Below are 24,706 nucleotides of genomic sequence, written 5' to 3' on the forward strand. Positions count from 1 at the left end.
TCCTAATAATGGCTTTGACGCAGTGATGCCGTGGCATCTGCTTGTTGTTCAAAGTGGTAGCGGCCCGTGTGCAGCGAGCTTGGTCCTATTTTGGCAAACTTCACCATGAGGAACATTTCAATAATAAACAAGATGATATAAACACTGATAAAGGCAACCATCGTCGTTATCACTTGGCTAACCGTCAAGTTTGACACGCCTAAGAAGGTGGGTAGCACTTCACTGATCGCCCAAGGTTGACGGCCAAACTCCGCCACAAACCAACCCGTTTCAATCGCGATCCAAGGCAGAGGCAACGCAAATAAAATAGCCTTAAGTAACCATCGCTTTTGCTCTATTTGTCGCTTCGCGTTGTAGTAAAACGCCAACACAAATAAACCGAGCATCGCAACACCACAGCCCACCATAATACGGAAACTCCAAAATAATGGCGCAGCTGGTGGCGTAGAGTCTTTTACTGCAGCTTGAATTTGTGCTTCCGTGGCATCAACCACATTCGGCGTATAAGCTTTAAGCAGTAAGCCATAACCAAGATCCACTTTAAGTTCATCAAAGCGGGCGATATTTTCAGGCGTGTCTTCACCATTGCGCAGCTTTTGTAAATACTCATAAGCAACCATGCCATTACGAATACGCACTTCATGTTCAGCTTGCAAATCACGTAAACCTACCACCTCTTCATCTAATGAACGTGTGGCAATGATCCCCATTAAATAAGGTATTTTCAGGGCATGCTCCGTTTCCATGGTTTCATCATTGGGAAAGCCTATAACAGTAAATGAAGCGGGTGCCGGTTGCGTTTCATATTCGGCTTCAATAGCCGCTAACTTAACCCGCTGTACTTCACCAACTTCGTATCCCGATTCATCGCCCAGTAAGATCACCGAAAGAATAGACGCCAAACCAAAACCCGCAGCAACCGAGAATGAACGTTTCGCAAATGGCAAGTCGCGGCCTTTCAAGATGTAGTAACTACTGATACTCATCACAAACATCGAGCCAGCGACATAGCCTGCAGCCACGGTATGGATAAATTTAACCTGAGCAACAGGGTTAAACACTAACTCTGCAAAACTGACCATTTCCATGCGCATGGTTAGGTAGTTAAATTCACTGCCTACTGGGTTTTGCATCCAGCCATTGGCAATTAATATCCATAATGCAGATAAATTGGTGCCTAAGGCCATCAAGAAGGTGGCAGCTAAATGTTGACGTTTAGTGAGCCGATCCCAACCCAAAAAGAACATACCAACAAAGGTCGATTCTAGAAAGAACGCCATTAGCCCTTCAATCGCTAACGGCGCACCAAAAATATCACCCACATAATGTGAGTAATACGACCAGTTAGTACCAAACTCAAACTCCATAGTTAAGCCCGTGGCAACACCAATCGCGAAATTAATGCCAAAGAGTTTGCCCCAAAATTTAGTCATATCTCGGTATATTTCTCGCCCAGTCATGACATACACAGACTCCATAATAAACAGGATCCATGTCATCCCCAGAGTCAATGGTACAAACAAAAAATGGAACATGGCGGTAATTGCAAATTGCCACCTAGACAGCTCCACTAAGGTTTCGTTGATCATAAAACGCTCCTAAATTGCGTCAAATATATAAACATTATGAATCTGATGTTGGTTGGCTGTTTTTAGTAAAAAGTTGATCTTTCATACTTAACATCTTGCTTACCCCCGCGCCCAACTTCATCAGGGTACTTAATTTTTCCGGTGACAAACGTTGCAATTCCCCCGACCATTGCGTCAACATTTCAAGTAAATCATGAATTTCTTGCATTTTTTCAAATGCAAAGGCTTCTTCTTTGTCTTTGGGCTCTTCAAGTAGGTTGTCACGTAATAAAGACAAGGTTGGGTCTACTTCGCGCTTTTTCCGCTCTTCGAAAATCGTGTTGGCCATATCCCAAATTGAGCCAGTCACTCGATAATACTCTTTGCGGTCACCAGGAATATGACTCACTTGCACTAAGCGCCAAGATTGCAGCTCTTTCATGCCCATACTGACGTTACCACGTGAAATGTTCAGCGTTTCAGCCAGCTCAGTTGCACTTAATGGGCGCTCGGTCACCACTAATAAGGCATACATTTGCCCAACCGTACGGTTAAACCCCCAACGGCTGCCCATTTCGCCAAAATGGAATACAAAAGATTGCACACGGGGTGAGATTTCCATATCAACCTATACATGTTTCAGAAATTTCTGAAAGTTTAAATACTATTTAAGAATTGATCAAGATCAACTAGAAGCAATTGTAGATTATTTATCAAGGGCAATGAGGAGGTTAGAGGAAAATTAATAGAGCGGAATCATGTTTACAATCATAGCGAAAGGCAAATATTGAATAAAGTCATAAGGCAAAGCCAAAAGTGCTAGCTTTGTTGCAAGTAACACACTCAACTTTACTGAAATAAAATTGAGTGTCACTAGGGCTAATGGCTAATCAAACAAAAATGCTTTATCTAAACTTTTAAAGCCCTGATTTAATACAGAGGCTAAGTCACCATAGGTGGGTTTACTAACAGATTGTTTTGTCGGCTCATTTTCTTCACTACTTTGCTGCGCTAATTTTTGATGGATCTGGTGATACCAGCGCACCAAACTAGGCGGTAACGGGCTTTGCGCACGCTTACCTAACCAGTAAAGCCCCTGCAACGGTAAACTAACCATAAATAAAACCATGCCTACCGTAGTCGGCCAAAACATTTCATGGCCAACTTGGTATTGCAGCAGAATCGTTAACACTGCCAACATCGGCATAAACTTTTCAGCAAACTCAGTTGCCTTAATCACTAGGTTCTCAGGAAATAGGCCATTTAGCTCTTTTCGCTGTGGCCACACTTTCATGTAGGCTTTACCTGTTTGTAATTTTCCACCAAAAAATTTCATATTTACCTGCCTTACCGCTAAAAGTGGCGAGAAAATGAGCCTAATTTGTTAAAAATTGATTTCAATTAACTCTAAAGACGCTTCGCTTTGTTATTTTCTTACATTAGCTGTATCCTTGTTACAACTAAGCGTATCCACAGACGTTTACCCTATTGTTCTCTTGGTTAAACGTTGATTATAAACAGCGCGGATCAGTTAATGATACCGACTATCGGCTTTTTTGTCCGACTTGTATTAAGGATACATTAAGTCAAGCAATTGACATAATCGCAATTGTTTTCCACTCGTAATCGAAATGTAATTTTTAGGATTTGCCAATGAACAAACTTGTTCTCGTTCTTAACTGCGGTAGCTCTTCTCTCAAATTTGCAGTGCTTAACGCCGAAAATGGCGATGAGTACATCTCAGGTTTAGCCGAATGTTTTAATTTGGAAGAGGCCCGAATAAAATGGAAGTTAGACGGCACTAAACAAGAAGCGTCATTAGGTGCATTTTCTGCTCACCGTGAAGCAGTTGAATATATCGTATCAAAAATCCTCAGCACTAAGCCTGAGCTACTAGAAAACTTAATTGCGATTGGTCATCGAGTGGTACATGGCGGTGAGAAATTCACTAAGTCAGTGCTCATTGATGAGCATGTAATCGAAGGTATTCAAGCCTGCGCAGCCTTGGCTCCATTACACAATCCTGCTCACCTAATTGGTATTCGCGCGGCTCAAGCCGCTTTTGCTAACTTGCCTCAAGTAGCAGTTTTTGACACCGCCTTCCATCAGAGTATGCCAGAGTCTGCATACTTATACGCCTTACCTTACAAACTCTACCGCGAGCACGGTATTCGTCGCTATGGTATGCACGGCACAAGTCATTTATTTGTTAGTCAAATGGCCGCAAAAGTGCTCGGTAAAGAGCCAAGCGAAACCAATGTCATTACCGCCCATCTTGGTAACGGCGCGTCTATATGCGCAATTAAAAATGGTAAGAGTGTTGACACCAGCATGGGGCTCACCCCTCTAGAAGGCCTAGTAATGGGTACTCGTAGTGGTGATATCGACCCAAGCATTATCCAACATATGGTTAACAAGCTAGGCTACACCTTAGATGAAGTAAATAATGTATTAAACAAGCAAAGCGGTTTAATGGGCATTTCTGAAGTATCGAGTGATTGTCGCGCCATTGAACAAGGTTACGCAGAAGGCCACAAAGGTTGTACCTTAGCGCTAGAAATTTTCTGCTACCGCCTCGCAAAATACATCGCTTCATATACTGTACCATTACAGCGCCTAGACGCTCTGGTATTTACCGGCGGTATAGGGGAAAACTCTAATTTAATTCGTCAAATTGTTTTGCAAAACTTAGCTATCTTTGGCTTTGCCGTTGATGATGAAAAAAATGAAGCTGCAAGATTTGGCAACGAAGGCATTATTACTAAAGAAAACAGCCCGATAGCCTTAGTTATCCCCACCAATGAAGAGTGGGTTATCGCAAAAGATTCTGCTGCTCTTGTCAGTGCTTAAAATAATCGGCTGGGAGCTTTCGCTCCCAAGTTTTTGCAGCAATGGCGCGATGGTTCGTTATACGAAGCGCGATTGCTCAACAACCTAATTTGAGGAACGCTTGTGTCTCGTACAATAATGCTTATTCCCATTGGCTCTGGTGTTGGAGTAACGTCCGTTAGCCTAGGCATGGTTCGTGCCATGGAACGTCACGGTGTAATTGTCAATTTCTTTAAACCCATTGCCCAACCGAAGTCGGGTGATACCGGCCCAGAACGCTCAACCACTATTATTCGCAATGCGACTAATTTTGTCCCGCCTGAGCCTTTTAGCATGCAATACGCTGAGAACATGATTTCTACGAATCAAACCTCAGAGTTATTAGAGAACATTGTTGCTCGTTTTCAAACGGGCACCTCTGGTGCAGATGTCGTGGTAGTAGAGGGACTGGTCCCAACCGGAAAACTTCAGTTTGCAAACGAGCTTAACTACCAAATAGCCAAGGCCATCGGCGCCGAAATGGTATTTGTTACTCATCCTAGTAACGACTCAAGCCAACAGCTGAAAGAGCGCATTGAAATTGCCGTATCCGCCTTTGGTGGCCACGATAATAAACGTATCATCGGTTGTATCATCAACAAGGTAGGTGCCCCCCTTGATGATCACGAAAAAACGCGCCCTGATTTAACTGAAATGTTTGAGCATCACCATAAATCTGGTGCCAACCTCGAAGTGCTACAAATGTTTGGCAAAAGTCCGCTGCGCATTTTGGGCTGTATCCCTTGGAATCCAAGTCTGGTCGCCCCTCGCGCCAAAGACCTCGCAGAGCACATGAATGCCACCATCCTAAATAAAGGTGAAATGGCAACTCGGCGACTGCAAAGTGTTACTTTTTGTGCACGCTCAATTCCCAACATGGTTGAACACTTTAAACCGGGGTCAATGCTAGTAACCTCGGGCGATCGCAGTGACGTGATTGTATCAGCTTGTTTAGCGTCAATGAACGGCGTAAAAATTGGCTGTTTATTACTAACAGGCGGTTATGAGCCAGAGCCACAGGTGATGAAGCTGTGTGAAACCGCAATGGAAACGACTGGTTTACCGATTATGTTGATCGGCACGAACACTTGGCAAACCTCAGTTAGACTACAAAGCTTTAACGTTGAAATTCCAACAGATGACGCAGAGCGCATCGAGCTAGTGCAAGATTATGTTGCGGGGCATGTTGATAAACATTGGATTGCAACGTTAACCCAAGGCTCCACCTTGCCACGTAAACTGTCACCGCCGGCATTCCGTTACCACCTCACTGAATTAGCGCGCGCGGTCAATCGTCGCGTGGTATTACCCGAAGGTGAAGAACCAAGAACCATCAAAGCAGCAGCTTTATGTGACCAACGTGGTATTGCAACCCCAATATTACTGGGTAACCCTGAGCGTATTCACTTAGCCGCTGCTCAACAAGGTGTGGTGTTAGGTGAAGGGGTTGAAATTATTGACCCTGAAACAGTGCGTGAGAAATACGTTGCACCTATGGTTGAGCTTCGTAAAGGTAAAGGCCTAACCGAAGTGGTTGCTCGTGAGCAACTAGAAGACAACGTAGTGCTCGGCACTATGATGCTAGCACAAGATGAAGTAGACGGATTGGTATCTGGTGCGATCCACACCACGGCAAACACTATCCGCCCACCGCTGCAGTTAATTAAAACAGCACCGGGTGCGAATTTAGTGTCATCTATCTTCTTTATGCTATTGCCTGATCAAGTATTAGTTTATGGCGACTGTGCCATCAACCCTGACCCAAATGCCGAGCAATTAGCGGATATTGCGATTCAGTCTGCCGACTCAGCAGCCGCATTTGGCATTGAGCCCAAAGTAGCCATGATCAGCTACTCTACTGGCTCTTCAGGTACTGGTTCAGATGTTGATAAAGTACGAGAAGCCACCAAGATAGCGAAAGAGCGTCGCCCTGACTTAATCATCGATGGCCCATTGCAATACGATGCCGCTATCATGGAAAATGTGGCTAAAAGTAAAGCGCCAAACAGCCCTGTGGCAGGTAAGGCCACGGTATTTATTTTCCCTGATTTAAATACCGGTAACACGACTTATAAAGCGGTACAACGTAGTGCCGACTTGATCAGTATTGGTCCAATGCTGCAAGGTATGCGTAAGCCGGTAAACGATTTATCACGCGGCGCCTTAGTTGATGATATTGTGTACACCATTGCTTTAACGGCAATACAAGCTTCACAACTGAAAGGCTAGATTACTAAAGCCCTGTTTAACAGGGCTTTTTTCTAACATACATCCGCCAAATCCCCCACTTAATTAGCGCTACCAGCTAACCCACAGAGTTATACACAGATTTTGTGGATATCTTTGCTTAAACCCCTATTGTTACTAACACAAATAAAAAATTATTCGCCTATTAACTTATATTTATTCACATGTAAAGAATGAAACAGCCCTATTTTTTACATTATTTCCATTTCACAAGAAAAACACCGGACATTAGACAAATAAAATCTAATACAAACCTAGAGGTAGATTAACCTTAAATATGTACAACGCATTTTAAGGGGGCAATATGAATGGAATGATAGAAGGTCAAGCTGCACAGCTGTTCGACCTACTCCATGATGAAAATGATATCTCTTTAATGTTATACCTAGAAAAAAAACAGTTCAGTCACAACCAGCAACGGGTAATTATCGAGCAGCTCAAAGCGATGAACAGCCCGACACAAAGCCAACTAGCGGGATTACTCGATCAAAACTTAATCTAACTCGCTAACCTATAAATTAAGATTTTTAAGCCTTTATCTGGTTGTTGATTAATAAACACAGAAGAAGGCTCGATCTTATCTTCTAAAACTAATTCAGGGCAATGCTCCGCCACCGCTGATTTCAAAAAAGCAAAATCAAGATCAGGTGAATTTAAACATAACATCGCACGTCCTCCCGGCACTAGTAGCTCAGGTAACCGTCTAATAATTTTAGGGTAATCTCGAATAACATTAATGCTTCCCTTTTGTAGCGACGGTGGATCGGCAATCACTAAATCATACGGCCCCGATTTTTTAAGTTTGCCCCAGCTTTTGAATAAATCATGGGCCATGAATTTCACTTTGCTCAAGTCATGTTGATTTAGGCGATGGTTTTCTCGGCCAACAGAAAGGGATGGTTTACTCATGTCTAAATTAACCACTTGGCGGGCATTACCCGCTATAGCTGCCACAGAAAAGCCGCAGGTGTAAGCAAACAAGTTAAGCACATTAGCTTGCTCACTGTGCGCTTGTACCCAACGTCGCCCCTGCTCCATATCAAAAAATAAACCATAGTTTTGATTTTTGCCTAAACGCAGTTGATATTTAAGCCCAGCTTCATCGGCAACTGGCTCAGGAATGTCTTCACCCCAAAGCAGCTCATAGGGGGCCATATGCTGAAAACGATACTGAACTTGAATGCTCAAGCAACGCTCACCCAACTGCGCTTTAATCACCTCGGTCAATGAATCAAGCCATTTACGCTCCACCTCGCTGTATAAAATGATCAACACAACAGGGCTAAACCAATCGATATTTATAAAACGAAACTCAGGGTATCGACCACCGCGCCCATGAAAGATCCGACAAGCTTGGGTCGACTCGGGCCAATTAAAATGACCTTGGATTTGACTGAAAGAAGACATATAGAAGGCTCAAAAAGTAAAACGGCGATTCTACACTAGAACCGCCCCATGGCGCTATTTTCACAACGAGTGATTACTTTTGCTTGATCGAATTTATTACATCACTTTCAGAGCTTAATAGCACTGCAAACCAGCGCCCTTGTTCACTGTTCTCTAGAGCTATTTTTAATATCATGGTCAAGGGAACCGACAGCAGCATACCAACGGTCCCCAACAACCAACCCCAAAAGATTAATGATAAAAATACCACTAAAGTAGATAAGCCCAACCCTCGACCAAGAAATCTTGGCTCAACCATATTACCCATCACGGTATTGACCATCACATAACTTAAGGCAACGATAGCAGCATGGCCTAGACTCAGCTGTAAAAATGCCAAAATAACCGCAGGTACTGCCGCGATAATTGAGCCGATGTTAGGAATATAGTTAAGTAAAAAAGCCAACACGCCCCATAAAATAAAAAAATCAACCCCGATAAGCCACAATATAATCGACACCAATATGCCGGTTGCGATACTGACAAATGTTTTAATCACCATATATTGATTGACCGAGCTTAAAAACTTATCCAACCCTTGTAATTTCATCTCTGGATCGCGAAAAGCCAAATGTAGCTTCGCCGGCATGCCGGTTGCCTCTCCCAGCATGAAGACCACAGTCAGTAATAATAAAAATACATTAGCTAGCACACTGCCAAAACCCGAAAGCATATTCGTCACCATATTCATGGCGATACTGGGATTGAAATAGTCTTTAAATACATCCATTGAAATCTGAATATCATGTGCTTGCAGCCAAGTTGTTAAGCCAACAAAACGCTCTGTTAACTGTGCCTCATATTCCGGTAGTTGGGATCGAAACTCCGCTACCGACGCCCCAACTACACTGCCCATAATAAAAAAGGCCAGCACAATAACACCAATAATCAAACTGATAGCAATGCCTCTGGGGATCTTAAACTGCACTAGATAGTTAATAGCAGGGTGACAAATGATGGCAATAAACAAGGACAATAAAAAAGGCACAATAATAGCACTAGCAAGCTTGATCCCCGCTAAACAGATAATGATCCCCGCAAGTACTAAAATACCTCGGCTAATGAGAGACTGATCAACCATGCTTTACCCTATATATTTATCAACAAACGAAATAAAAAATTTTCATCTCAAAATAACATCCTTTTTTGCTAATTTAACGTAATACTAAGAATAAATAGTCAATAATGAGACAGGTATGAATATATTGATCACTGGGGGCTCTGGGCTTATTGGTCAGAGGCTCTGTAAAGCCCTTAATTCCGCCCATCAATTAACGGTATTAAGCCGCAGCAAACATAAAGCACATTCACTGCTAGGCTCTGACATAACCATCATTGAGGATTTAGCGTCTTTAACAAATCTTAATCAATTTGATGCAGTGATTAACCTTGCCGGAGAACCCATTGCTGAAAAACGCTGGACCGAAAAACAAAAACACGCAATTTGTCAAAGTAGATGGGCCATCACACAACAATTGGTCGATCTATTCAAAGTATCTGAGCAACCACCTAAAACATTTATCAGTGGCTCTGCTATTGGCATCTATGGCCGTCAAAGTGCCCAGCCCATTACCGAAGACTTTGACCAGTATCACGAAGAGTTTAGTCATACTATTTGCCAACAATGGGAAGACATAGCCAATCAAGCCCAGCTTTTTAGTCGCGTTTGTATCCTTCGCACCGGTATCGTGCTCAGTAACCAAGGTGGCGCTTTAAAAAAAATGCTGCCCCCTTTTAAAATGGGCGTGGGAGGCAGGATAGGCTCTGGCCAGCAATACATGTCTTGGATCCACATCGATGACATGGTGAATGGCATTATATGGTTGTTAGAGCATGAAGCCTTGTCAGGCGTGTTTAACTTAACTGCCCCTAAGCCTGTAACTAATAAAACCTTCGCACTGGAATTAGCAGCAACTCTTAACAGGCCTGCTTTTTGTCCTGTTCCCGCCACTGTACTCAAAGTTTTATTAGGGGAAATGAGTGACTTATTGCTCTACGGACAAAATGTGTTACCGCAGAAATTAAGCCAATCCGGCTATCAATTTAAGCACCCAGATATAAAAGAAGCCCTACAAGACTTGCTCCACCGCTGAAATTAAAACCTATGGCGTAATCGCATTGACGTCATAAAGGTCACGCCATATTTCAGCTGCTGCGCTTTTTAATGCAGCATGAGGTACCATCGCTGGTTTCAATTCAGTACTTGTAGCAACATTTTAAAGCTTAGAAGGACGCAAAGAATACCCACTATCTTTTTGAGTATTTTACTCGGAAAAAGGTCAGCGCAACGCACTCCTAGGCTAGTCGTTAAAAAACTACTGATGGAAAAGCTGATCATTGCAGGAAGGTATATGTATCCTAAAACTAAGTTGTCCCAGTTTGTATTTTCCCAACCATTTATCATATATCCGAGGCTTCCAGACAACGCGATAGGGAAACCTATCGCAGCTGATGTGCCAATAGCGCGCTTTACCTCATAATTTTGCTTGATAAGATAAGGGATAATTAAACCCGCGCCACTTATAGAAACAAGTGCCGAAATGGAACCAATCACTGACCCAGTAGTGATATTGCCGATTACTCCATGTGGATTTGGGTTGTACTCATGCTCCGTACTTCGAAACATTTTATAGGCAACATACAACATAAATACGCTGAAAAATCCCGCTAGATAGACCCCCTGTAAATATGATGCTACGAATGTTGCACAAAATGTACCGACTAGAATGCCGCCCAACATTTTTATAGCCATGGTTGAATCAACATTCTTTTTTTTGTAGTGAGCGCGCATACTACCCAATGTGGTAATAATCATCGAAGCCATCGATGTCCCTAGTGCGAGATGAACCACTTCAGCATCAGCTACAGCCTGAATTGAAAACAGAAATGCAAAAATAGGGACAGCCATCCCTCCTCCTCCGATGCCAACAAGTCCCGCGAGAAAGCCAACCCCCAAGCCGGCTACAATGTAATAAAAGATAAAGATAGGTTCGTTCATAATGGTATTGCCTTCGAAAAATGTTAGTTACGAAAATGCTACGCGAAAGCTAACTTGTCATGGTAACGTTAAAAGGACATAAAATAATGAATACTGGCCAATGTTGGAGCACGTAGAAAAAACAACAAACTGTGATTACAGTGAATGGGAAAATGGCGCAGCGTTAATTGCCAAGGAGTGGCAACATGAGCGGAGTAACTTCAGGCATTTGGATCAACGGCCACATAATTGGCATAAGCATTATCGCGGTCAGCTTCTGTGTATCGATGAAGGGCTGATACAAGTTAAAACCGATGAAGGAACCTGGATACTACCGCCTCATCGTGCTGGATGGATCCCTCCAAGCGCGATGCACAGTGTTTATTTTTGTGGTTCCCTTAAAGGCCGGTCATTATTATTTACTCCCGAGAGCTGTAGTCAGTTTCCAATGAAACCATGTGTGATTGAAATGAGTGATGTCTTAAAAGTCCTATCTAGCAGGGCATCCACTTGGAGCAAAACCGAAGCGCTATCTGCACAAAATTTACGCGTAGTTGACGTAATTTCTGATGAAATTTGCAACAGCCCTCACGAATCACTTTATTTCCCACAGCCTAAAGATCCAAGACTACAAAAGGTAACTCAAGCGATTTTAGTTGAGCCAAACAGTAAAAACTCTGTCGAGCATTGGGCTCGAATAGGAGCCATCTCATCACGTACGTTAAGAAGGTTAATTCGAAATGAGTTGAACATGAGTTTTAATGAATGGCGGCAGCAGATACTGCTAATACATTCGCTAGAAATGATGGCGCGCGGAGAACCAATTGGCGATGTAGCGTATGCTCTTGGTTACTCAACGCCAAGTAACTTTATCGCTATGTTTCGTCGGGCCTATGGTGAATCACCCACGCGTTACTTTTCGAATCGCGATAAATAATTGCCAATATTTACTGGTTAAGTTATTTAAGGTGAATGGAAAATTAAATCATCAATAAATAACCATTAGCGGGCTAACTATTGTTGCGTATAACAAAAAGCCCCACCTAAAATGGGGCTTGATAGACACTTGAGCATGAAAGGGCTATTTGCTCCTCTAGGGATTAACAACCAGTGCTCAATCAGCGGACAATAAATCCAAGTATTCTTGCTCACTCAATACCTGCACGCCTTTCTCGCGCGCGGCAGTAATTTTACTCTCTCCCACCTTGAGGCCTGCAACTAGGTAATCTGTTTTACCAGTGACCGATTTGGCGGTTTTCGCTCCAAGCTCTTTGGCTTGCTTTTCCATGTCGGCACGCGCCCCTTGCACCATAGTGCCGGTGAAGACGATAATTTTGCCGGAAATAGGCGATTGCGATACTTCAAGCTCAGAAATTTGTGGTGTTTCAGACAAATTAAAGCCTAAATTATACACCTCAAAGAACGTACCTTTAATGCTGCTTAAACCAGCTACTATCGCCTCGGCACTTAACTTAGCAAAACCATCTAAGTCGACAATTTGCTCTACGGTTAATTCAAAAAGTGCCAGTAACTTATGGTGTTGCAATAATCTTTCACAGTTTCCCGCGCCAAGACGGTTAACCCCAAATGCCGCCAGAAAGCGCCAATCTTCAATTTCAAGCTCTCGACTGGCTCTAAGTTGGTCGATTAAGTTACGTGAGGTCTTTTCACCAAAGCCAAAGCGCACAAAATCACGTTCGGTCAGCTGATATACCTGATGTATTTCATCCACGCCGTAAAGGTGAAGTTTTTCAATCACTTTTGGCCCAAAACCATCATTATTGCCTAAGGTTTTGAAAAAGTGTATCAGGGTATTCTCGCGCCTTGCTGGGCAGTTGGGGTTGCCACACATAAGATGGTCGCCCACCCAATCAAGTACAGAGTTGCAGCTAGGGCAATGCTCTGGCAGTTCAGGCTCTGCTTTTTTAACCACTAACTCAATTTTAGGAATAACTAAACCACTGCGCACTAAACGCACCACCGCCCCCGGCCCAACGCCATTATTTTTCACCATTTTATAATGGTGCACTGTCGCACGGCTGATGGTAGCACCGCTGAGTTTGGTCGGCTTTAGTAAAGCAACGGGAGAAACTCGGCCCGTTCTTGAGGTTTGTGGCACCACGCTTAAGACTTCAACGTCCGCAGATGCCTCATTAACCTTAAAAGCGATTTGCCATCTATGGTGCTTTCTGGTCGCGCCCATATGAGCCTTTACTTGCTCATTAGTCACTTCAAGAATGACGCCATCTATATCGTAATCAACGGCATTCCAGATCTGTTCCACAATGGATTCAAAGTCATCTAGTAAGGTCTGATAATCACCAGTCCAGTTGTCGATCAATTGAAACGGATAAAAAACACAAGCGCCATCTGCAATGGCTTTTTGCACATTCTCATCCACTTTCTTTTCAGCAATGATTGCGGCTTGAATATTTCTTGAATTTTCAAAGTGCTGACTTAATACTTCATCAAAGTAGCTTTTACTAATAACAATTTCGCCCGGCCCTAAGCCTCTGTCGCCATTATTCGCTACTTGCAAACCACGTGTAAAAGCGCGGGTGATATCTTGCCCTCTCACGCCATCGCCGCGAGTATAAAGAGTGGTGCCATCATCAAAGGCCGCGTAGCCGTCGAGTTTTGGCGTTACCCGCACTTTTATCTCGCTCGTATCTACTTTTATTTCTTGTGCCGCTTTTAACACTCGGTCAACCCATTTTTCAATTTCAGCAAAGGTATAGGCCTTATCTGTTGACAACATTTTTTGCGGCAATGGCACCGTCTTGCTTTCGGCCAATACTTCCGGCTCTACTGTGGCAAGGTAAGGATGATTTGGCGCAATATCCTTGAGCTTGAAAGTGAGTGCATCATATTGATGATCGGTAATCAGTGGCGCGCCAGAGCGATAAAGGGCATTGGTGATCTTTAAGGTCGCAACCAAAGCTTGCTCTGAAAGGTGATCAAATTCAAGTTGGCCAATGGCTTCCTGAATTGGGATAAGGTCAATATCCAAGTCAAGCTGATTGATAATCGCTAGTTGCTCATTATTAAATTGGAAGTGTTCAGAAGTTGTCATACTCAATGGCTCATTGCGGTCAAGCTAAAATAAAAAAGCCCCTTCAACTGAAGAGGCTATCAACGATGATAAGTGAACTAATCAACTAAGGCTTGCTGGCGTTCAAAGTCGGTAATACGCTGCTTATATTCATTCACTTTTTGGCGTGTCAACGGCTGTCTAGTCCCGTCAAGCAATAAACCATTTAATTCAGATGCTAGCATCTCTGATGCGTGGAGCATAAGCTGGAAATTATTGGATGCATCACCCGCACAAGGCAGCGCCATAAACAGTGATAGCCCGTGGGTTTCGAACTGCTCCATATGGTCAACATCAAATGTGCCGGGTTTAACCATATTAGCCATGCTAAATAATACGGGTCCATTACCTGTTGGACTTAAATGGCGATGAAAAATATCCATTTCACCAAACTTGAAGCCTAAGTTAAGCAATATTGGTAATAATTCAGCGCCCGCAAATAACGTGCCTTCTCGCGACATGACGTTAAGTACAAATACATCTTGTGGACCTTCGTAAGCCGAGTCTGCTTTAGCTGGCTGTTCGGCAGCTTCTTGCTGATGCTCAACTTGTTCGTATTTTTGTTGCTCGGTGTCAATAGTCGCGGAAGCCTCAGGTACAACATTTGGTTCAACATTTGTTTCAACATTTGTTTCAACTGTTGGCTCAACGATTGCCTTAACGACAGGTTCAGCTTTAACAACGGGTTCAACAGCAGCAGGGCGAGCTGCTGGTTTAACTTTTACTTGAACGGGTTTCGCTTCGTGATAATGCTTTTGGCCGTGCTCATCGAAATAAGGCTCTCTAAAAGCAGGGGCGCGCGTAACGTATTCCACTTCATCAGATTCAGGAACACTCTCTTGATGAGTGCTTTGCTGCGATACACTCTCTCCTTGATATTGCGCTTCGGTTACAGCTGGTTGAGGCGCAACAGGATTGTTAGCCGTTGTCATCGGCTCAACAATGGACGCAGTATTTTCTGGGTGTTCAGTCTCAACCGCTGAAAAGCTTGGGTACAAGTCTTCTGACGAGTCTGAATTGACTTTAGGCCCGCGAGTAAGGTGCTCCTCTTTTAGATCATTCGATGAACTAAAACCGGAAGAAACCACTCGCACCTCACCGATACCGTCGGCGTCAAATTCAGTTTCGGTACTGGTTTCTTTGGGCTCTACTTTACGTACCGGCTTATCTTTAAGCGATTTAGGTTTGTTTTTATGATTTGACCACAAGCCATGGATCAATAATGCGGCAATCGCAATTGCGCCCACAATGATTAGAACAAGACGAAAATCCTGCATTCAACAATCTCTTAATGTATGTTAAGTCTCGGTTATAAGTAACGTTTAATCGGTCAAAAGGCTATCGACTAAGCTAATAATGGTAGCCTATTTGTAAACAAATTAACCGTCTAAATGGTGTTCCTGAAACTTGATCTGATGTATTTATGTTTACTGTACCCAAGCGAACCCGCCTTTGACAAGAGCACAGTACCTTGAAAGCCTTTATTCGTCCAGTCGTGAACCGTGACCCAACAGAAAAACTGGTGAATAAATGTTAATATTTCATAAGGTAAACATAACCTTTATATCTTAAGCCTAAATAAATTTGAAATTAAGCATTATTTATTTATTGCGGTTCATACCTTGTCTCACTTTAGTGATGATTTAAATTGATTTACTATGACACCAAGCGCACAAGATAAAACCATTACAACATTGGAAAGTTTAATTAATTATGCACAATAACAACAAAATAACCGCGCCACTGAGTGGTTTAGAGTTTTTCCTTACTGGCTTTAATTTGATCCGTCAGCCTGGGCTTCGAACTTTTGTCCTCGTGCCGTTATGTATTAACTTACTACTATTTTCCGGCGCTTTTTATGCGCTCTATCTTCAGTTAGGTCCTTGGATGGACAAATTAATGAGCTACGTACCCGAGATGCTGAGCTGGTTATCGTACGTTATTTGGCCCATTTTATTGTTATGTATCCTATTTATCTTTTCCTACCTGTTTTCTACCGTTGCTAACCTTATCTCGGCACCATTTAATGGTTTATTAGCTGAAAAAGTTGAATTACACCTTACCGGACAGCCCATCAACGATGATGGTTTAATGCAAGTAATGAAAGACATACCACGTGCTCTAAAACGTGAACTGGACAAAATGATTTACTTTATACCAAAAGCCATTGGTTGCTTGATTTTGTTCCTGATCCCTGTAGTTGGACAAACTGTCGCGCCGGTACTTTGGTTTTTACTATCTTGTTGGATGATGGCTATCCAGTATGTCGACTATGGCTTTGATAACCATAAAATAAGCTTTCCTACTATGCGTGACACACTAAAAACGAGACGAATGAGCAATTTAAGTTTTGGTTGTATTGCAACTATTTTAAGCGCAATACCGATTGTAAACCTTATCGTAATGCCCGTGGGCGTGTGTGGCGGTACGGCGATGTGGGTAGCCCATTATCGTAAAGATATGACGGGACGAGGTTAAACCTTGCCAACTTAAGCCCTTCATTGCCATGTAAACTCTATCCATGGATAAGGAACGAAGGGTTGTGATGCGCTCGACCTTGAGCGCACCGCATTACTGAATAAGAGTCAGCATTTTTTCAATACCATTGAAGCAACACAAAATCCCGCTCCAAATGCAACCCACATGCAATATTCATCAGCCGCCAATTGTTGATGTAAATGAAAACTTAAACCGAGTCCAGCGGCCCCTGTGCCACCGTATTGCGCAACACAATCGGGCACTGTTTTATCTGTAGCATCAGTCAAAAGCTGATCTGCAATCACTTGGTTTAATACTCGATTAGTTGGCTGTAAAAAGTATTGTGCCACTCTCTCTACAGGCAAGTTCAACCCTGCAAGATGCTGCTGCACATGGGTACAAATCGCATCAGCAATCGCAGGAAAGCTTGGCGGCGTTTGATGAAATAACTTGTCTTTGCTGTAAAGCGAGTCGGGCGCTAAGCGATTTAAAAAACCGAAATTATTGCGTATCTGGTTAGAAAATTGGCTGGCGATATTAAAGTTGATGATCTCCAACGCCCCCGTTTTGGCAATATTTTCGAGTAACAAGGCGCTGCATGCATCACCCAATAAAAAGTGGCTTTCCCGGTCTCTAAAATCCGTTTGAGCAGAGCCTATTTCAGGGCTGATAATTAACGCTTTACTCGCACTGCCGCAAGCAATTGCTTGACTCGCCAGCTGGATCGCCATCACCGCAGAGCACTCAGCGCCACAGAGATCAAAGGCCAATCCGGATGCGCCTAATAAATCTTGAATTTCAATGGCTAAAGCCGGATAAGCACGCTGCACGTTACTAGCCGCAACAATAATCAAATCAACTTCATGGCCTTCAACCGCCCCTTGCTGCAACGCATCAAGGGCAGCATTTTTACCCATCTCAGCCATTAATGAAGTATGCTCTTCATCAATCTCGGGCAATAATGGACACATCACATCAGGATCAAGAATACCTTCATCCGTGACATAATATCGCTGCAAAATACCTGAATGCCGGAGAATAAACTCATCATCAGATCTGAGTTTGGCGGCCACCTGCCCCACCTCAATTGAGGCCGCATTCTCGAGGTTAAAAAATTGCGCATATTGATTATAAGCCACCACTAACTCTTGGTTTTTTACACAAAATGGTGGGATGAAGATACCTGTTGCGGTAAGAAAAGATGGCAGCATGAAAAACCCCTTTAAAAAAGTGTGACGAAACAAGCAGCAGCTTAAATCATAAGATGAAAAATACAGCAAAAACTATTAGGCTAGTCACTAAAATAAAGTGATAAAAATTTAGTTTTTAATAACATAACGTTATAACAAATTGTCACTTCAAATCTTTTAGCATCAAGGTATGCTAACTTTAGTTTTATTGCCATTTACTGCATATAAGGAATACCCATGAGCAAAATTTATGATGACAATACTCAGACTATAGGTAAAACGCCGTTAGTTCGCCTTAACCGTGTAGCTAAAGGTAATGTATTTGCAAAAATAGAAAGCCGCAACCCAAGCTTCAGTGTTAAATGTCGCATTGGCGCGAACATGATTTGGGATGCAGAAAAAAAAGGTATCCTCACCAAAGAAAAAGAGCTGATCGAACCAACCAGTGGTAATACTGGTATCGCACTTGCTTTTGTAGCTGCCGCTCGTGGTTACAAAATTACCCTAACCATGCCTAACACCATGAGCTTAGAGCGTCGTAAACTACTTAAAGCTTTAGGCGCTAACCTGATCCTAACCGATGGCGCGAAAGGTATGAAAGGCGCAATCAACAAGGCAGAAGAAATCGTCGCAGAGAGCCCTGAAAAATTTGTACTTTTACAACAGTTCGATAACCCTGCCAACCCTGAAATCCATGAACAGACCACTGGCCCAGAAATCTGGCAAGACACAGATGGCGAAATTGATGTATTTGTCGCTGGTGTTGGTACGGGTGGCACCTTGTCAGGCGTCAGCCGCTACATCAAGTTAAAGCAAGGTAAAAAAATTACAACAGTGGCCGTCGAGCCAACTGACTCGCCGGTGATCACGCAAACATTAGCCGGTGAAGAAGTTAAACCGGGTCCTCACAAAATCCAGGGTATTGGCGCAGGTTTTGTACCTAAGAACCTAGATTTATCTATGGTTGACCGTACTGCGCTTGTTACCAATGATGAGGCCATCGACATGGCACGCCGTTTGATGGAAGAAGAAGGTATTTTAGCCGGGATTTCATCTGGTGCGGCAGTTGTTGCAGCCAACCAAATTGCTGCTTTACCAGAATTTGCCGATAAAAATATTGTAGTAATTTTACCAAGCTCTGGTGAGCGCTACCTTTCATCTGCTTTATTTGCTGGAATTTTCACCGACCAAGAGCTTGAAGCGTAATTAGGCATTAAACCTGCTTCAAAGGCGCCTCTGTGCGCCTTTTCCTTTTAAAAAGAACAACAAACATAAGTTTACCTTTATTAAAGTACAGGAAAATCGTTACTCGCAAGTCAGATTAATTTGTAACATAACTAGAAAAACGTTGATCTTCTAGCACGAATTTAGGATGATTTTTTACTTACTAAAATAAGTATTCTTATAATGTGTTAATCCTAGATGACAATTAGTCATAACTGAGCCATCATCAGCTAATCAATTAAAATAGGATTTTCACAAGAGGTCGCAAAAAACTTGACGTGGATTAAACTTCTTTACGTCGTTTTTCGTTACTTTATTACAAAACCAAAAAGCAGAATTTTAAAGAAAGGTGCAATGTTCTTTTAAATATCTGCAACATTCAAACTAAAAAATGGGGAAAACCATGTATAACAAGACTGTAACTATTACTGCTGAAAACGGCCTACACACTCGTCCAGCAGCTCAATTTGTTAAAGAAGCAAAATCATTTTCATCTGACATCACTGTTGAAGTAGGCGGTAAATCTGCAAGTGCAAAAAGCCTGTTCAAGCTACAAACTCTTGGCCTAACCAAAGGCACCAGCGTTGTAATCAAAGCTGAAGGTGCTGATGAGCAAAAAGCGGTTGATACTTTAGTTGCGTTAATGGCGGAACTTGAATAAGCACACTCCATCACCCGACATTTTTTGCAGTTAAAGGATAGGTTATGATATCAGGTATTCAAGCATCACCTGGCATAGCGTTTGGTAAAGCGCTATTGCTCCAAGAAGACGAAATTGTCATCAACACCAACCGTGTTGAAGATAGTGAAACAGAAATAAAATGCTTCTTAGAAGCACGAGACAAAGCATCTGCCCAACTTGAGTTAATCAAGCAAAAAGCACTTGAAACATTTGGTGAAGAAAAAGAAGCAATCTTCGAAGGGCATATTATGCTGCTTGAAGATGAAGAGTTAGAACAGGATATCATAACCTACTTAAAGGATAATAAGAGTTCAGCTGGCGCAGCCATTCAATTTGTAATCGAACAAAACGCAACCATGCTGCAAGAGTTGGATGACCCTTATTTACGTGAACGAGCAACGGATTTCCGCGACATAGGTAATCGTTTGCTGAAAAATGCACTTGGCATTGATATTGTGTCTCTAAGCACAATCCAAGATGAAGTTATTCTTATTGCTAATGACTTAACGCCTTCAGAAACCGCACAAATTAACTTAGATAAAGTGCTTGGTTTCATTACCGACATTGGTGGACGCACTTCTCATACGTCAATCATGGCGCGTTCTTTAGAACTTCCTGCAATTGTCGGTACCAACGACATCACTAAGCGTGTCAAAAACGGTGACACCGTTGTGCTAGACGCGTTAAACAACCAAGTTATCATTAACCCTTCTGATGCAGACCTAGCGCGCTTTAAAGCCATTCAAGCTAAATTCCTTGCAGAAAAAGCTGAATTAGCTAAGTTAAAGGACTTACCCGCGATCACCTTAGATGGTCACCAAGTTGAAGTCTGTGCCAATGTTGGCACAGTAAAAGACTGTGATGGCGCGGAGCGTAACGGCGCAGAAGGCATCGGTCTATACAGAACTGAGTTCTTGTTTATGGATCGAGACCAACTGCCAACGGAAGAAGAGCAATTTGTTGCTTACAAAGCCGTTGTTGAAGCGATGCCAAATCAGCCAGTCATTATCCGTACTATGGATATTGGTGGTGATAAAGATTTACCTTACATGGATTTGCCAGAAGAAATGAACCCATTTTTGGGCTGGCGTGCAATCCGCATTTGTTTCGATCGCCCAGAGATCATGAACCCTCAATTACGTGCCCTACTGCGTGCATCTGCATTTGGTAAAGTGCGTATCATGTTCCCAATGATCATTGCTGTTGAAGAAATTCGTGCGCTAAAAGACATTTTAAACACATTGAAAGCTGAACTTCGCGAAGAAAATTTAGCCTTTGATGAAAATGTCGAAATTGGTGTGATGATTGAAACACCTGCAGCGGCAGCAATAGCACATCATTTAATCAAAGAAGTTGACTTTTTTAGTATAGGCACAAACGATTTAACACAATATACACTTGCGGTAGACCGTGGTAATGAACTAATTTCTAAACTATACAATCCATTAACACCATCAGTATTAACGTTGATTAAACGTGTGATTGATGCTTCTCACGAGGCTGGTAAATGGACTGGAATGTGTGGTGAGCTGGCCGGTGATGACCGTGCGACTTTACTGCTATTAGGCATGGGCTTAGATGAATTTTCAATGAGCTCAATATCTATTCCAACGGTGAAAAAGCTAATCCGTAATACCAACTACAAGACAGCAAAAGAATTGGCTGACAAAGCATTATCTGTTGCCACAGCTGCTGAAATTGAAGCGTTAGTTGATGACTTTATTAAACAACAAGCTGTGTGTTAAGTAACGCTGCATAGATTAAATTTAGGAGCAATAAAATGGGTTTTTTCGATAAACTAAAAAAAATGGTTTCAGATCCAACACCTGAAACAGGTGGCATTGAAATTTTTGCCCCATTATCTGGTGAGATTGTACCAATTGAAGATGTACCTGACGTTGTTTTTGCTGAAAAAATTGTAGGTGACGGTATCGCTATCAAACCAACGGGTGACAAAATGGTTGCTCCTTGTGATGGTACAATTGGTAAAATCTTTGAAACTAACCATGCATTCTCTATTGAATCTGATACTGGTTTAGAGCTGTTTGTTCACTTTGGTATCGACACAGTTGAGCTAAAAGGTGAAGGCTTCACGCGTATCGCGCAAGAAGGGCAATCCGTGAAAAAAGGCGATCCCATAATTGAATTTGATCTTGCGCTACTAGAATCAAAGGCAAAATCGACATTGACTCCTGTTGTTATTTCAAACATGGATGAAATTAAAGATCTGCACAAGCTTGCAGGAACAGTAACCTTGTCTGATTCAGTGATATTACGCATTACTAAATAAAAAGACTGCCAGGTTCTAATTTAATTGATAAAGCCCAGCTGAGCTGGGCTTTTTTGTGCCATTAAATATGACGACTAAGGAATACGCTTTCGGTTTGTCCGGTATTTTTATTGATATTGTTCAACAATTTTCTTTAATGTTCCATCCTGCTTTAACGCTGCTAACTCTAGGTTAAACCTTTCGATAAACTCTTTTTCCACCGTCATTTTACTAAAAAGAAATACATAGTCTTTAACGCCAAGCTTGATACTAGGGTGAGCCATAATTTGATGAGTTAACTTCTTCTTTCTCAATAGAGCATTGCCAACCGATATATTAAGAAATGTACCGTCCACTCGACCAATGGCCACCATGCCTATCTGCTGCTCTTCGTCAGTAACAGTGCTAACCCGCTGCTTAAATTCAGGTCGCTCCATCAAGTCCTCAAATGGTGGACCTAAAAAAGCACCACGTTGGTAATTAAGTCTCAAGCTGGTTCCCACTATGTCGCTTAAGTTATCAATGAGCAATATCTTCTTATTCGCTTTTTGCACAAACAACCCATGGAAGTTTTGTCGGTAAGGAATGGAAAAATTTGCCCAAACAGCCCTCTCTGGTGTTGCATTCGCACCCGACGCCATATCGATTTTGCCCGTTTTGATTGCAACAAGATTGCGTTTCCATGGCATTGAGATCCATACTAACTTACAGCCTAAACGATTAAAAATACTGCTCACGATGTCATAATCGATGCCACCTATAATCTGGTCAGCATCATCAACAAGCAAAAAGTCACCATATTTCTCATAACCAATCGTATATTCTCGGTCACATTCAGACCTTACGCTACAGCAAAAAAGAAGACTCGCTAAAAATATGCTTATGCGAAAATGTCTCAGCGTCATATTGCTTGATCTACCATGTAAAATAACGCCCATTGCAACGATAGTGACAGTATAGCAATAATCCTAATTGGCTTAATGCCTCCAAATTAGCACTGCAGGTTTTTCGTAAAAGAAAATTGATCATCAGTATTTTTTCGACCACTTTGCTTGATTACAAGAAGAAACCCTCACTGTTAATTTATGATAATAAAAGAGCGTGTTATGATGCTATCAATTTATTGTAGTAAGAGGCCAATATGACCCTTGTATATGGCATAAAGAATTGTGACACCATCAAAAAAGCCAAAGCGTGGCTTACTAAACATAATATTGCTTTTGAGTTTCATGACTATCGTGTTGAAGGGATTAATGAGCAAATGGTCGCAGACTTTTTTGCTCACTTGCCATGGCAAGAAGTGGTGAATAAGCGCGGTACAACCTATCGACAGTTAAGCGATGAGGCCAAAGCAAATTTATCCGCCGAAACCGCATTAGCCCTGTTAGTCGAACATCCGGCCATGATCAAGCGTCCGCTACTGATCCATAATGGCCAATATTACCTAGGCTTTAAAGCCGATCAATACGCTAAAATCTTTGCTTAATTTCGAAAAAACTAAATGAATAAAGGATTTATCATGTCAGACAGTGCTGTACTTAGCTTAGCAAAAGATTTAATTAGCCGAGAGTCCGTCACCCCAGAAGATGCGGGGTGCCAACAAATGATGATCGAGTATCTTGAAGCCCTTGGTTTTGAATGTGAAACCATGGTCTTCGATGATACCACTAACTTATGGGCACGACGTGGCACCGCTAAGCCACTTTTTTGCTTTGCCGGCCATACTGACGTCGTCCCCACCGGGCCACTTGCAGACTGGCATACACCACCATTTGAGCCAACAGTTATCGACGGCTTCCTACATGGCCGTGGCGCGGCTGACATGAAGGGCTCAATTGCTGCCTTTATGGTGGCGGTAAAACAATTTGTTGAGCAACATGATGATCATCAAGGCTCCATTGCTTTTTTAATCACCAGCGATGAAGAAGGCCCATTTATAAATGGTACCGTAAAAGTGGTTGAAGCCCTAGAAGCACGCAATGAAAAAATTGATTATTGTATTGTGGGGGAACCATCCAGTACCCGTGAAGTGGGTGATATTGTAAAAAATGGCCGCCGTGGCTCATTGACCGGTGATTTAGTCATTAAGGGGATTCAAGGTCATATTGCCTACCCGCACTTAGTGGATAACCCAATCCATAAAGCAGGCCCAGTGATTGCAGAATTATCGCAAAAAGTGTGGGACAACGGAAATGAGTTTTTCCCGCCAACCAGTTTCCAAATATCTAATATCCAATCAGGTACGGGCGCATCCAACATCGTACCAGGCGCATTAACAGCGCAGTTTAATTTCCGTTACTCTACGGAATGTACGGCTGCTGACTTGGTGGCGCGCACACATAACGTATTGGACTCGCAAGGCCTAGACTATGAGCTTAATTGGACCTACAACGGCGTACCATTTATTACTGGTGAAGGTGAGCTGATTGATGCAGTTAAAGCGGCAATCAAAGAGGTAACTAAGTTTGATACTGAGCTTTCTACCTCTGGCGGCACCTCAGACGGGCGTTTTATTGCGCCAACCGGAGCACAACTGGTAGAACTAGGCCCAATTAATGCTACCATTCATAAAGTGAATGAATGCGTTAAAATTGCCGATTTAGAGAAGCTGGTTGATATGTACCGCCTTACCCTCACTAAATTACTTAGCCGTGATCCGGTATAGC

At 42.5% G+C, this 24,706-nt stretch carries 22 protein-coding genes; 12 read left to right on the forward strand and 10 right to left on the reverse strand.

The annotated features are described in order from the left end of the window. Positions 1-2: 2 nt before the first annotated feature. The 3 genes from Q4519_RS05505 to yfbV form a co-directional block, all read right to left on the reverse strand. A complete protein-coding gene (locus Q4519_RS05505) occupies positions 3-1,589 on the reverse strand; it encodes a cytochrome ubiquinol oxidase subunit I (protein WP_232801153.1) in 1,587 nt (528 codons plus the stop codon). A gap of 34 nt (positions 1,590-1,623) precedes the next feature. Further along, positions 1,624-2,190 carry a GbsR/MarR family transcriptional regulator gene (locus Q4519_RS05510; protein ID WP_232801152.1) on the reverse strand — a complete coding sequence of 189 codons (567 nt, stop codon included), beginning with the start codon at positions 2,188-2,190 and terminating at the stop codon, positions 1,624-1,626. A gap of 264 nt (positions 2,191-2,454) precedes the next feature. Next, a complete protein-coding gene (gene yfbV / locus Q4519_RS05515; RefSeq protein ID WP_232801151.1) occupies positions 2,455-2,904 on the reverse strand; it encodes a terminus macrodomain insulation protein YfbV in 450 nt (149 codons plus the stop codon). Between the two features lie 317 nt (positions 2,905-3,221). Here yfbV and Q4519_RS05520 point away from each other — a divergent pair, with 317 nt between their 5' ends. From Q4519_RS05520 to Q4519_RS05530, 3 genes are all read left to right on the forward strand, one after another. After that, on the forward strand, positions 3,222-4,418 hold the full coding sequence (locus tag Q4519_RS05520; RefSeq protein ID WP_232801150.1) for an acetate kinase: 1,197 nt from the start codon (positions 3,222-3,224) through the stop codon (positions 4,416-4,418). A 102-nt stretch (positions 4,419-4,520) separates the two neighbouring features. Then, a complete protein-coding gene (gene pta, locus Q4519_RS05525; protein ID WP_232801149.1) occupies positions 4,521-6,665 on the forward strand; it encodes a phosphate acetyltransferase in 2,145 nt (714 codons plus the stop codon). A gap of 322 nt (positions 6,666-6,987) precedes the next feature. Further along, positions 6,988-7,185: a hypothetical protein gene (locus Q4519_RS05530; RefSeq protein WP_232801148.1), complete on the forward strand. Its 198-nt coding sequence runs from the start codon at positions 6,988-6,990 to the stop codon at positions 7,183-7,185. Here Q4519_RS05530 and Q4519_RS05535 read toward each other — a convergent pair. After that, positions 7,182-8,090, reverse strand: coding sequence for a class I SAM-dependent methyltransferase (locus Q4519_RS05535; RefSeq protein WP_232801147.1), 909 nt, complete (start codon positions 8,088-8,090; stop codon positions 7,182-7,184). The genes Q4519_RS05530 and Q4519_RS05535 overlap by 4 nt on opposite strands. A gap of 73 nt (positions 8,091-8,163) precedes the next feature. Then, positions 8,164-9,210 carry an AI-2E family transporter gene (locus Q4519_RS05540; RefSeq protein ID WP_232801146.1) on the reverse strand — a complete coding sequence of 349 codons (1,047 nt, stop codon included), beginning with the start codon at positions 9,208-9,210 and terminating at the stop codon, positions 8,164-8,166. Between the two features lie 115 nt (positions 9,211-9,325). Here Q4519_RS05540 and Q4519_RS05545 point away from each other — a divergent pair, with 115 nt between their 5' ends. Next, positions 9,326-10,222: a TIGR01777 family oxidoreductase gene (locus tag Q4519_RS05545; RefSeq protein ID WP_303510489.1), complete on the forward strand. Its 897-nt coding sequence runs from the start codon at positions 9,326-9,328 to the stop codon at positions 10,220-10,222. Positions 10,223-10,320: 98 nt separating this feature from the next. Here the strand turns inward: Q4519_RS05545 and Q4519_RS05550 are convergent, their stop codons facing one another. Further along, on the reverse strand, positions 10,321-11,127 hold the full coding sequence (locus tag Q4519_RS05550) for a sulfite exporter TauE/SafE family protein (RefSeq protein WP_303510492.1): 807 nt from the start codon (positions 11,125-11,127) through the stop codon (positions 10,321-10,323). A gap of 100 nt (positions 11,128-11,227) precedes the next feature. On the opposite strand from Q4519_RS05550, the gene Q4519_RS05555 reads away from it, so the two are divergent. Further along, positions 11,228-12,043: a helix-turn-helix domain-containing protein gene (locus Q4519_RS05555; protein WP_303510495.1), complete on the forward strand. Its 816-nt coding sequence runs from the start codon at positions 11,228-11,230 to the stop codon at positions 12,041-12,043. A 177-nt stretch (positions 12,044-12,220) separates the two neighbouring features. Here Q4519_RS05555 and Q4519_RS05560 read toward each other — a convergent pair whose 3' ends face one another. Both Q4519_RS05560 and zipA read right to left on the reverse strand, forming a co-directional pair. Further along, positions 12,221-14,179 (reverse strand): BRCT domain-containing protein, encoded by a 1,959-nt coding sequence (locus tag Q4519_RS05560; protein ID WP_303510498.1) that lies wholly within the window; start codon positions 14,177-14,179, stop codon positions 12,221-12,223. A 77-nt stretch (positions 14,180-14,256) separates the two neighbouring features. Beyond that, entirely contained in the window at positions 14,257-15,474 is a 1,218-nt protein-coding gene (gene zipA, locus Q4519_RS05565; RefSeq protein WP_303510499.1) for a cell division protein ZipA, read from the reverse strand. 436 nt (positions 15,475-15,910) lie between these two features. On the opposite strand from zipA, the gene cysZ reads away from it, so the two are divergent. Further along, entirely contained in the window at positions 15,911-16,675 is a 765-nt protein-coding gene (gene cysZ / locus Q4519_RS05570) for a sulfate transporter CysZ (protein WP_232801140.1), read from the forward strand. Positions 16,676-16,782: 107 nt separating this feature from the next. On the opposite strand, the gene Q4519_RS05575 is transcribed toward cysZ, so the two are convergent. After that, entirely contained in the window at positions 16,783-17,886 is a 1,104-nt protein-coding gene (locus Q4519_RS05575; protein WP_303510501.1) for a beta-ketoacyl-ACP synthase III, read from the reverse strand. 216 nt (positions 17,887-18,102) lie between these two features. Here Q4519_RS05575 and cysK point away from each other — a divergent pair, with 216 nt between their 5' ends. From cysK to crr, 4 genes are all read left to right on the forward strand, one after another. Further along, positions 18,103-19,071 (forward strand): cysteine synthase A, encoded by a 969-nt coding sequence (gene cysK, locus Q4519_RS05580; RefSeq protein ID WP_232801138.1) that lies wholly within the window; start codon positions 18,103-18,105, stop codon positions 19,069-19,071. Between the two features lie 421 nt (positions 19,072-19,492). After that, positions 19,493-19,750 (forward strand): HPr family phosphocarrier protein, encoded by a 258-nt coding sequence (locus Q4519_RS05585; RefSeq protein ID WP_232801137.1) that lies wholly within the window; start codon positions 19,493-19,495, stop codon positions 19,748-19,750. 44 nt (positions 19,751-19,794) lie between these two features. After that, entirely contained in the window at positions 19,795-21,516 is a 1,722-nt protein-coding gene (ptsI, locus tag Q4519_RS05590; RefSeq protein WP_232801136.1) for a phosphoenolpyruvate-protein phosphotransferase PtsI, read from the forward strand. Between the two features lie 35 nt (positions 21,517-21,551). Continuing rightward, positions 21,552-22,061, forward strand: coding sequence for a PTS glucose transporter subunit IIA (crr, locus tag Q4519_RS05595; protein ID WP_232801135.1), 510 nt, complete (start codon positions 21,552-21,554; stop codon positions 22,059-22,061). A 107-nt stretch (positions 22,062-22,168) separates the two neighbouring features. Here crr and Q4519_RS05600 read toward each other — a convergent pair whose 3' ends face one another. Next, positions 22,169-22,828 (reverse strand): ABC transporter substrate-binding protein, encoded by a 660-nt coding sequence (locus tag Q4519_RS05600; RefSeq protein ID WP_232801134.1) that lies wholly within the window; start codon positions 22,826-22,828, stop codon positions 22,169-22,171. Positions 22,829-23,181: 353 nt separating this feature from the next. Between Q4519_RS05600 and Q4519_RS05605 the strand changes: the two genes are divergently transcribed. Next, the gene (locus Q4519_RS05605) at positions 23,182-23,526 is read left to right on the forward strand and encodes an ArsC family reductase (RefSeq protein ID WP_303510510.1); all 345 of its coding nucleotides are present in this window, start codon (positions 23,182-23,184) and stop codon (positions 23,524-23,526) included. Positions 23,527-23,559: 33 nt separating this feature from the next. Further along, positions 23,560-24,705 carry a succinyl-diaminopimelate desuccinylase gene (gene dapE, locus Q4519_RS05610; protein WP_303510513.1) on the forward strand — a complete coding sequence of 382 codons (1,146 nt, stop codon included), beginning with the start codon at positions 23,560-23,562 and terminating at the stop codon, positions 24,703-24,705. Position 24,706 lies beyond the last annotated feature (1 nt).

The organism is Motilimonas sp. 1_MG-2023 (assembly GCF_030547455.1).
In the GTDB taxonomy this organism is placed as follows: domain Bacteria; phylum Pseudomonadota; class Gammaproteobacteria; order Enterobacterales; family CBDFNC01; genus Motilimonas.